The 9,730-nt window shown below is 62.7% G+C and carries 10 protein-coding genes and 1 riboswitch; of the genes, 5 read left to right on the forward strand and 5 right to left on the reverse strand.

What is annotated here, in order from left to right; all coding sequences use genetic code 11:
* The 4 genes from Y707_RS23645 to Y707_RS0105190 all read left to right on the forward strand — a co-directional run.
* A partial coding sequence (locus Y707_RS23645) for a hypothetical protein (protein ID WP_081744632.1) occupies positions 1 to 589 on the forward strand: 589 nt, incomplete at its 5' end.
* Between the two features lie 90 nt (positions 590 to 679).
* A riboswitch (SAM riboswitch) is annotated at positions 680 to 803 on the forward strand.
* 15 nt (positions 804 to 818) lie between these two features.
* Positions 819 to 1,175: a hypothetical protein gene (locus tag Y707_RS23650; RefSeq protein WP_035780400.1), complete on the forward strand. Its 357-nt coding sequence runs from the start codon at positions 819 to 821 to the stop codon at positions 1,173 to 1,175.
* A gap of 521 nt (positions 1,176 to 1,696) precedes the next feature.
* A complete protein-coding gene (locus Y707_RS23655; RefSeq protein ID WP_035780445.1) occupies positions 1,697 to 2,821 on the forward strand; it encodes a VIT1/CCC1 transporter family protein in 1,125 nt (374 codons plus the stop codon).
* A 39-nt stretch (positions 2,822 to 2,860) separates the two neighbouring features.
* Positions 2,861 to 4,090, forward strand: a complete 1,230-nt coding sequence (locus Y707_RS0105190; protein ID WP_051441668.1) for a matrixin family metalloprotease — start codon at positions 2,861 to 2,863, stop codon at positions 4,088 to 4,090.
* Positions 4,091 to 4,116: 26 nt separating this feature from the next.
* Here the strand turns inward: Y707_RS0105190 and Y707_RS0105195 are convergent, their stop codons facing one another.
* From Y707_RS0105195 to Y707_RS0105215, 5 genes are all read right to left on the reverse strand, one after another.
* Positions 4,117 to 5,145, reverse strand: coding sequence for a Gfo/Idh/MocA family protein (locus Y707_RS0105195; protein ID WP_026534286.1), 1,029 nt, complete (start codon positions 5,143 to 5,145; stop codon positions 4,117 to 4,119).
* A complete protein-coding gene (locus Y707_RS0105200; RefSeq protein WP_026534287.1) occupies positions 5,142 to 6,170 on the reverse strand; it encodes a Gfo/Idh/MocA family oxidoreductase in 1,029 nt (342 codons plus the stop codon). The genes Y707_RS0105195 and Y707_RS0105200 overlap by 4 nt, the downstream gene beginning before the upstream one ends.
* Positions 6,167 to 7,057: an ATP-binding cassette domain-containing protein gene (locus tag Y707_RS23660; protein WP_051441669.1), complete on the reverse strand. Its 891-nt coding sequence runs from the start codon at positions 7,055 to 7,057 to the stop codon at positions 6,167 to 6,169. The genes Y707_RS0105200 and Y707_RS23660 overlap by 4 nt, the downstream gene beginning before the upstream one ends.
* Positions 7,054 to 8,094: an ABC transporter permease gene (locus tag Y707_RS0105210; protein ID WP_026534288.1), complete on the reverse strand. Its 1,041-nt coding sequence runs from the start codon at positions 8,092 to 8,094 to the stop codon at positions 7,054 to 7,056. The genes Y707_RS23660 and Y707_RS0105210 overlap by 4 nt, the downstream gene beginning before the upstream one ends.
* A gap of 66 nt (positions 8,095 to 8,160) precedes the next feature.
* A complete protein-coding gene (locus Y707_RS0105215) occupies positions 8,161 to 9,114 on the reverse strand; it encodes a substrate-binding domain-containing protein (RefSeq protein WP_051441670.1) in 954 nt (317 codons plus the stop codon).
* Between the two features lie 354 nt (positions 9,115 to 9,468).
* Between Y707_RS0105215 and Y707_RS23665 the strand changes: the two genes are divergently transcribed.
* Positions 9,469 to 9,730 (forward strand): GntR family transcriptional regulator (locus Y707_RS23665; RefSeq protein WP_035780403.1); only part of this gene is annotated, 262 nt, incomplete at its 3' end.

Raw genomic sequence — 9,730 nt, forward strand, 5'->3', positions numbered from 1 at the left:
ATACCGTGCCGCCCGCCAGGCGGAGGAGCGCCCGGTTGAGGAAGGTAGTCAGGCCGAGGAGGGCGAACCGGACGCGCCGGCTCAATTAGCCCGCTCGGCTCAATCGGCCGAATCGGTTCAGCCGACCTCATCCGTTCAAGAGGGCCTGGAGTCTGATTCCGGCTCTGAGCCTTTATCCCTCGCCGGCATGCCTCTCCCCCGATGGGGCACCAGCTTCGACCCCGACTGGTGGGTCAAGGGCCTGATCGAGCGGGAGCAGCTTACGGGGCTCGGACCGGCCGCATACCTGCTCCGGACAGAAGACGCCGAACTCGACGACCGCCTTGACGAGCAGCCATCCGAGCGCGGCGTCCGGGAAACGGTGGCGGATTTCAACGCGCGGGTGATCGAAGCACGCCGCCAACTGCTCGGCGGCCCACCGGTGGTCACTCCGATCCGGGATATAGAACGGGAAGTGGCACGGTGGCGTGAACGCCGGACGGCCAGGACCGGCGCATCCGCGGACCATACCGGAAGCCAGGCCCAGCGCCGTCCGTGGTGGAGACGGCTGCGCAAGGATCAGCGGAACGCACTCGGTGAACACGGTTAGGTATTCGGCGTCCTTCCGGCGACACCCGCAGCGCGTAACACTTCGCAATCCGTGACGGAAGCCGCCGTCGTCCGCTAGAGTTCTAGACAGCTTCACGAGATGTGGCCGCTCCACCGAGCAACAAGCTCCGACTTGGCCACGCACCAACCCCATGTTCTTGGGTGGTTCGGATGACGAAGCGGCCTGCATCAACCGTTGCGGGCAAGAGCAACTCCGAAAGGAGCTGGCCATGTCCAGCGATACTTCCGTCCTCTCCCCCGAAACTTCTGCCGACTACTGCATTGACCCGGCGGACCTGAATGTTCCGGAACCCACTCTTCCTCCACAGGCTACGAAACGGATCAGCGTGCTGCCTGCCATCGATTTGCTGAATGGAACCATCGGCTTCGCCGTTCCGCGCGGCTGGGAGGAACACTTCCACCCGGAGCCATGGCGGATCGAGGATGCACTGCGGCAGGCGATCCGGCCGGCGCAGTGGAACCCCCACCTGGAGGTCCTGACCATCACGGTCGCCAGCCATGAAAACCGTGCCGGCGAACCCGTTCATTTCAGTCTCATTCCACTGACGCAGGCCCAGGCGGGCTGAACGGTGGCAGCGGATCTGATCGAGTAGCTGCTGAGCCAGCCCACTGTTCGATGCTGAATCATGGGCACAGGCTGTTTGTGCCCATGATGGGATAGCGAATATTGAGCTGGCGTGCAGAGCGGGCGCCGGGAGGCATGTAATCCGCATAGCGGGCGAGGCTTAACAGGTGCGACGGCGGGTGGAATGGCCCTCCGTCGTGCCGGTCCTGTAGAATGGAGGCCGCGAAGGGGAGTAGCTCCCACTGCCTGAAATCCGGTCCGCCGAAACTCAGGCGCAGCGGTCTGTCGACATACTGGTAGCCCTCATGGGCCGCCCGGCAGCCCACCCGGGAATCCTGGGCGAGCGAGACCTTCGGTCAGAACGAATAGAGCCGGTTTCCGCCGGCTTTTGACTGGCCGGAGTGTAGCTAATTCACCACGGCCGGTCCGCCGATCAGGAGCAGAGCTGTGACCGACCCGCAATCCACCGCACCCGACAGACCCGAGCGGCATAACCAGCCGGGCCCCGGAGATACCCCCGAGCTGCACCATCACCACGGACGCCAGGGCGCAGCCGAGCGGTCCGAGCCGTCCGCGTCGGATGTCCGCCGCTGGGAGCAGTACCTCGCGGATGAACGGGCCGAAGCCGCGGTCTACCGGTATCTGGCCCGCAAGCGCAAGGGTGAAGAACATTCCATTCTGCTCGCTTTGGCCGAGGCGGAGGGCCGGCACGAACAGCATTGGCTGGACCTGCTCGGCGAACACGCCGGCACTCCCCGCCGGCCGTCGGTGCGCAACCGCGTCCTCGGCTACCTCGCCAAGCGATTCGGGTCCGTCTTTGTCCTCGCCCTGGCCCAGCGCGCAGAGGGCCGTTCACCCTACGCCAACGACGACGACGCCACGGCCGCCATGGCTGCCGATGAGCAGATCCACGAGGAAGTTGTCCGCGGCCTTGCCACCCGGGGGCGGAACCGGCTGTCCGGTTCATTCCGGGCGGCCGTCTTCGGCGCCAACGACGGGCTGGTTTCCAATCTGGCCCTCGTCATCGGAATGAGCGCCACCGGTGTCGGTAGTGGAATCGTGCTCGCTGCCGGCGTCTCTGGTCTGCTCGCCGGAGCGCTGTCCATGGGCGCCGGCGAATACGTCTCGGTCCGCTCCCAGCGGGAATTGCTGCGCGCATCGAGGCCAACCCAGATCACGCTGAAGGCTGCATCCCAGCTGGATATCGACTCAAACGAACTCGTTCTCGTATACCGGGCACGCGGCATGTCCCAGGAGGCCGCCGAGCACCGGGCCGCCGAACGGATGGGGATCTACAGCTGCGATTGTGATCCGAGCCTGTCCCTGCAGGAGCCCGAGGTTGAAAGTAACCGCGAGGAACACGAAGCGGTCGGAACCGGCTGGGGCGCCGCCATTTCCAGTTTCTGCTTCTTCGCTTCCGGCGCCATCATGCCGGTGCTGCCATACATTTTCGGCTTGGAGGGTCTCATCGCCGCGATTGTCGCCGCCGCCCTGGTCGGGCTGGCACTGCTGGCGACCGGCGCCGTCGTCGGGCTCCTATCCGGGGCCCCTCCCATCAAGCGGGCGCTGCGGCAACTCGGCATTGGCTATGGCGCCGCGGCGGTTACCTATCTACTGGGTTTGCTCTTCGGCGTAACGGTTGCATAGTCACGTAGGATTGAGCCATTAACAGTCCTTGGGGGACACATGAGCGAAGGGCCATTGCAGCCGCCCGACCGCCTGCACGGACGCCGCTCGTCCGGAGCAGCGGACGATCAGCCACGTGCGGACACGGAAAACGGGTCCGACGACGGCGAGGCACCGATCCCTTTCGACGGCGTCCGCCGCTCCCCCTCGGGACGGATTCCACAGTGGGCACTGGATGAAGCCGTCGGCGTCGAACCCGAACCACCGGGCCCTTGGAGCGATTTCCCGCACCAACATCCGCGGGGTCCCCGAGGTCCTTCCTTCGGATACAACCCAACCACCGGGACGGGAAACCGCGGGCGCTACGGCTCCACGAAATCCGGACGTAACCTGCCGCCCAGCTATGGTTATGGTTACCAACAGCCCGCCAGGCCGCGCCGTCGGTTCCGCGGACTAATGGTAATGCTCACCGTCGCGGCGCTGACCATCGGTGCCTGGTTCTACTCGGGTCAATCGCTCATGCCCCAAGCGGGCTTCGGCACGGCGCCGCAGGATCCGGGCGCCGCCAGCGGTACGTTGGATACTTTCGACTCCGACGGGACCACTTTCCAGGTCGATCCACCGTCGCCCGGGTACGAGTTGCAGGAGGAACCGTTGGGAACTCCTGCGCCACTGGATGTGCAGAGCGACTCCTACAGCTTCATGAATCCGGGCCGTGGCTCACAGGGGTATGTTGCCTACGACCCGTGCCGCCCACTGCACTACGTGATCCGCGACGAGAATATGCCCGACGACGGCGAGCGGATGATCACCGAAGCCATCGCCAGCGTCTCCGCGGCCACGGGACTGCAGTTCGTCTACGACGGCTTGACCGAGGAAGATCCATTGGAACGCCGGGACCTCGTTCAGGAGGACCTGTATGGCGACCGCTGGGCGCCGATGCTGATCGCGTGGGTCACGCCGGAGGAGGAACCCGAGGTCGCCGGGGGAACCATCGGCCTGGGCGGAAGTTCCTTTGTCTCGTCCAGCGGCTCGCCGACGGCGTACGTCAGCGGTGCGATGATGCTCGACGCACCCCAGATCGAGGACCTGGCCGGATTCCCCGGCGGCTACGAGCAGGCCCGCGCCATCGTCATGCACGAGTTGGGCCACGTCGTCGGGCTGGACCATGTGAACGATCCGTCCCAACTGATGTATGCCGAATCCAACCTGGAAGTAACGAGTTTCGGCGCCGGCGATCTGACCGGCCTTGCCAAACTTGGCCAGGGGATCTGCGTTCCGCAGCTGTAAACGTCTGCCTGCTGTGGCTCCGGCCATCAAAGAGGAGGCCCGTGAGCCAGCTGCTGCCTGATCCGGTCTGCGGCCTCCAGTGTCTGAATGGAGGCCTCCAGAGGGCGCTTCCGGGTTTCTGTCTCACCGCGGACAATACAGCGGGCGACGTCGGCCGCCTCGTAATGCAGCCCTTCAACGTGCCTGCCGTGTGCTTCCTCATAGCGGAGCACGGTGTTGTCACTGAAGCGGACGTGCAGCGGGCCCGGCATATTGAAGAGCCGTTCGATGGTCAGCACGCCCCTCGTTCCCACAACGGTCGCCGTCGTTGGGGTGAAGTTGTAGAGGTTGGTGGACATACTGCCGTGAACACCGGCGTCCGACGTCATGAGCGCCGATATCTGACCGTCTACACCGGAGGGATGTTTGCTGCCGACAGCCATGATGCGGTCCGCTTGGCCCAGAACGGAGAGAAGGAAAGACAACGGATACGTGCCAAGATCCAGCAGCGGACCACCGGCCAGGGCAGGATCGAAAATGCGGTGTCCGGGTTCGAAATGTTCGCCATAGTCGGCGACGGCGGATCGGATTTCACCAAGCATGTTCTGCTCAAGAATCTGCCGCACCACATCGAATTTCGGCAGGAACACAGTCCACAATGCTTCTGCCGCGAACAAGTCCTGTTCCAGGGCCACCCGGGCGACCCTGGCCGCCTCCAGCGCGTTGACGGCAAGGGGCTTTTCCACCAGCACATGCTTGCCGGCGTTCAAGGCCAGTACGGCGCATTCACAATGCTGATTGTGCGTGGTGGCAATGTAGATGATGTCGACGCCGGGCGCTGCCGCGAGTTCTTCATAACTGCCGTAGGCATCCGGAATCCCATAGCGCCGGGCGAATTCTTTTGAGCGGCTTACTGATCGGGAACCGACGGCCACTAGCTGCTGGCGGGAATACTTCCGTACGGATTCGGCAAAACGGCTGGCTATCCAACCGGGCCCCATGATTCCCCAGCACAGCGGGGGAGCGTCCATCGAATTTTCAACTCTGGCGGCAGGCAGCCGGGCCGGGAAAGTCATGCGATGCGGCCGACGGCGGTCCAGGCGCCACCGTTATGCATGGAATCGATAACGGAATCGGCGACAATCGAGGCCTGCAGCCCGTCGCGTGCCGTGGCGAGTGTAGAACCACGGTCAACTCCCGGCCCACCCTCTGCACCGGGCACGAGGGAGGAAATCCATGCCTGCAGCTCAATCCTGTAGGCGTCAGCGAAACGCGGCCGCCAGTCGCGGGCGTAACCGGTGGAGCGTGCGCGTTCGACGTCGACCGCCACCGAAACCGGTTCCACCAAACTGAGGGCACCATGCTCACCCACGATCTCGCAGCGGGTGGAATAGCCGTACTCCGCGTTGAGGAAGAGCTCAAGGGTGGTCAGGACTCCATTTGCCGTACGAAACAGCATCAGTTGAGGGTCGGCCAACCCCGCTGGGGCACCCGGGGAAGGCTTCCCTGCGTGCCAACTGACCTCGGTGATCGGCGACTCCAATAGCCACGGGATGATATCCAGCTCATGAACGGCGGAGTTCCTTACCGCGGATTCGGACGTTGCGCCCGGAGCCGAAGCCGAGTTCCGGCTTACGCAGTGAACCAGCACGGCGTCACCCACCCGCCCGCTTGCGAGAGCGTCCTTCAACTCCACATATCCGGGATCAGAGCGGCGCATGAAGCCCAGGGACAGAAGTGAGGTGCCGGTCGCCGCAATGATCTCCTCGTCCGCCTTCACGACCCGGCGCCCCTCCTCAACGCTGGGAGCGAGGGGCTTTTCGCACAACACCGGTTTGCCCGCCTCGAACGACTCGAGAATGAGTTCCGCATGGGTGGAATCATGCGAGGCAATGAGAACGGCGTCGACGTCGCCTGACGCGATCAGCTCACCCGGGTCGGTTGTTGGGTTGGCACCAGCGACTGCCGCAGCGCTTTCCGCCCGTTGCCTGTCGACGTCGGCCACATAGCTGACCTTGGCGCTGCCGATGTTCCGGGACAGATTCCGGATGTGATCGGCGCCCATGATTCCGGCACCGATCACTCCAACCCTGATCGTCACGTCCGGGCCCGTTTTCCCTTGGTGGCTGCGAGCTCGGCTTCCACTTCCCGTTCCTGCTCGTCGTGCCCGCCCATGCTGGAGAGTTCGTGCGCCAGCTCCTCAAGCTCGGCACCACCGGCCATCATGCCGGTGATTTCGTCCAGGGTTACTTCGTTCTTTTCGTAGTAACCCAGGGGCCTGCCCCGCTTCAGCAGCAGAAAACGGTCCCCCACCGGATAGGCGTGGTGCGGGTTGTGGGTAATAAAGATGACGCCCAGGCCACGGTCCCGCGCCTGGAGGATGTATTTCAGGACCACGCCGGACTGCTTCACGCCGAGCGCCGCGGTGGGCTCATCGAGGATGAGCACCTTCGCACCGAAGTGGACCGCCCGGGCGATGGCCACGCACTGGCGCTCGCCCCCGGACAGCTGGCCGATGGGCTGATCCACGTCCCGCAGGTCGATCCCCATGTCTGCCAGTTCCTTCTTGGTGATCTCCTTCATCTTCTCGACGTTGAGCCGGCGGAACGGTCCGAACCCGGTGGTGATCTCGGAACCGAGGAAGAAATTGCGCCAGATCGGCATCAGGGAGACCACAGCAAGATCCTGGTAGACGGCGGCGATACCGGCGTCGAGAGCGTCACGCGGAGATCCGAGTTTCCGCACAGCACCCATGACTTTCAACGTGCCTTCATCGTGCTGGTGCAGTCCGGCGATGATCTTGATCAGGGTCGACTTTCCGGCTCCGTTGTCGCCAAGTACGCATGTGACCCGTCCATTGTCGACGGCCATGGTGACGTCCGCCAGCGCAGAGATGTTGCCATAGTGCTTTCCGACGCCGTCCAGTTCCAGCAGGTGCGCGTCGCCTCCAGCAGGCGTTTCATCTTTTTCCAGTGTCCGGGTTTTCATTTACTCGACTCCGCTCGGCGCTTGACGACGATATTGATGATGGTCGCGAGAAGAAGCATCAGCCCCAGGAAGAACTTGAACCAGTCGGGGTTCCACTGCGCGTAGACGATGCCCTTGTTGGCCATGCCGAAGATGAAGGCACCGATCGCTCCACCAATGGCGGAACCGTAGCCGCCGGTGAGCAGGCATCCGCCAATGACGGCGGCGATAATGTAGAGGAACTCGTTGCCGATGCCTTCACCGGACTGTACGCGGTCGAATGCAAAGAGATTGTGCATTCCCAGCACCCACCCACAGAAGCCGACGCCCATGAACAAGCCGATTTTGGTCGCGTTGACCGGTACGCCGACCGCCCGGGCGGCGTTGGCGTCGCCGCCGACCGCGAAGATCCAGTTCCCGACTTTCGTCCGGACCAGGATCCAGGTTGCGACAGCCACCATGGCGAGCCAGATGAAGACAACGATCCTCACGTTGACGCCGGCGACATTCACCGAGGAAGCAAAGATCAGTTTCGCCGAATCGAAGCCGTCCAGCGTGGAAATCGATGGCGAGGCCACGCTTCCGCCAATCAGCCGGGTCAATGCCAGGTTCAGCCCGGTCAGCATCAGGAACATGGCCAGCGTCACGATGAAGCTGGGCAGTTTCGTCTTGATGAAGATCCAACCGTTGATAAAGCCGATCCCCAGTGACACCACAAGAGCCAGCACGACGCCGACCCAGACGTTTGTCGCAAAGTACCAGCTGAACAGCGACGCCGACAGTGCCGAGCTGATCACCGCGACGCCGGTGGAGAGATCGAACTCCCCGCCGATCATCAGCAAGGAAACGCCGACAGCCATGATGCCAATCGTCGAAGCGCCATATAGGACCGTGGCCAACGAGGCCGGTTCCAGGAAGGCATCAGCGACGAGTGCGAAGAAGATAAACAGTGCAAGGGCTCCGACGAGGGAGCCGACCTCCGGCCGCCCCAGCGCCTGTTTGAGGAAGCTGCGTTGGCCGATGCGCTCATCGCGCTTCGTAAGTACGGCAGTGGTCATGAAATTACTCCTATAGGCGGTGTCCATGGCGCGGCACGCCGTACCATGGATACCGGTGAACGGTCTTTAGCGAAGGCCTTCTTCGGCGTACTGCAGTACTTCTTCAGCCTGTTCCTGGTCCACGACTGCAGGTCCGGTGAGGACCGGCTCTCCGCCACCAACGGTGAAGCCGCCCATGTTGTTCAGCCAGAGTGAATCAATGGCCATGTAACCCTGGACGAATGGCTGCTGGTCCACGGTGAACGCCACGTTCCCGTCGACAATCTCTTGCGCCAATTCGCTGTTGAGGTCGAAAGAGGCCACCGTAGCGTCGCTTCCGACGTCCTCAACTGACTGCAGGATTGTCATGGTGAACGGTGCACCCAGACCGATGATGGAGTCAATGTCGCCGCCGGTTTGGAGCTTGGCAGTAACCGTGGACTGCACCTGCGTCATGTCCGTACCTTGGACGTAGAGAATCTCCGTTTCAGGGATGATTTCCTTCACGCCGGCGCACCGGGCTTCAAGGCCAACGTGGCCCTGTTCCTGGATGACGCAAACAGGATGCGATTTGCCCAGCTCTTTCAGCTTCTCTCCAGCTGCCTCCCCGGCAACTTCTTCATTCTGGCCGAAGTGCGTGAATGCCCCCAGCTCTTCGTAGGAATCTTCGCCGGCGTTAAGGCTTACCACCGGAATGCCTGCCTGCTCCGCCTCTTTGAGCGCCGATTTGAGGGCATCCGGCTTAGCGAGCGTGACAGCGATCCCGTCGACGCCCTGATCCACAGCTTGGGCGATCAGTTGCGCCTGGCGCCCACCCTCAGGATCGGATGTGTAGAGCAACTCCACATTGTCTTTTTTAGCTGCCGTCTCCGCACCCTTGCGGACGATGTCCCAGAACGTGTCTCCCGGAGCGGCATGGGTGATCAAAGCGATGGTCATCCGTTCGGTATCAGCAACCTGGCCACCACCGCCGGTACCCTCGGCGGCAGGTTCCCGCCCGCCCTCGCTGGAACAACCGGACAGGGCCAATGCGGAACCCATAATCAATGCAATTGACGCTCTGCGCCAGGAAAATTTCTTTGCCACCCTAATCTCCTTCGTTTACGTGCAGCGTCCGGCCAGATGCCGGTCCACGAGCCCGCCCCTTCGTCGCGCCACACCCCAATGCGTGGCCATGTGGACTCAATCATCGTGACATGATTCACAAATGTCAATAGTATGTCAGGACATACATACATCAGTTGCAATTTTGTTATGCGATCAAACGCAGAACCGGGATCACCCAGCCAAGCTAGGCATGCGCGGACGGCGCTGTTACGCTGAGAAGCAAGTTTTCTTGTCCTATCAACCAGACAAAGGCCGGCACAGCTGGCTGGAATCTATCAGGAGACCATCGTGGCTTTCCCGCTGAACCTGCATATCGACCGGGCCTCGCCCGTGCCGCTCTACCACCAGGTGGTGCAGGGAATCGAGCAGGCCATTCACAGTGGTGACCTGGAACCGGGCACCAAACTGCAGAATGAGATCGACCTGGCCAAACAGCTGAGCCTGTCCCGGCCTACCATGCGCAAGGCAATGGATGAACTCGTCCGTTCCGGGCTGCTGGTCCGCAAGCGCGGAGTTGGAACGCAGGTCGTGGCGGGGCAGTTCCGCCGGC

Source organism: Arthrobacter sp. H14 (assembly GCF_000520495.1).
Lineage (GTDB): Bacteria > Actinomycetota > Actinomycetes > Actinomycetales > Micrococcaceae > Arthrobacter_C.

Coding starts and splice junctions, on each gene's coding strand:
- Y707_RS0105190 (WP_051441668.1), top strand. CDS start 2,861: ATGAGCGAAGGGCCATTGCAGCCGCCCGACCGCCTGCACGGACGCCGC.
- Y707_RS0105195 (WP_026534286.1), bottom strand. CDS start 5,145: ATGACTTTCCCGGCCCGGCTGCCTGCCGCCAGAGTTGAAAATTCGATG.
- Y707_RS0105215 (WP_051441670.1), bottom strand. CDS start 9,114: ATGGGTTCCGCATTGGCCCTGTCCGGTTGTTCCAGCGAGGGCGGGCGG.
- Y707_RS23660 (WP_051441669.1), bottom strand. CDS start 7,057: ATGAAAACCCGGACACTGGAAAAAGATGAAACGCCTGCTGGAGGCGAC.
- Y707_RS23650 (WP_035780400.1), top strand. CDS start 819: ATGTCCAGCGATACTTCCGTCCTCTCCCCCGAAACTTCTGCCGACTAC.
- Y707_RS0105210 (WP_026534288.1), bottom strand. CDS start 8,094: ATGACCACTGCCGTACTTACGAAGCGCGATGAGCGCATCGGCCAACGC.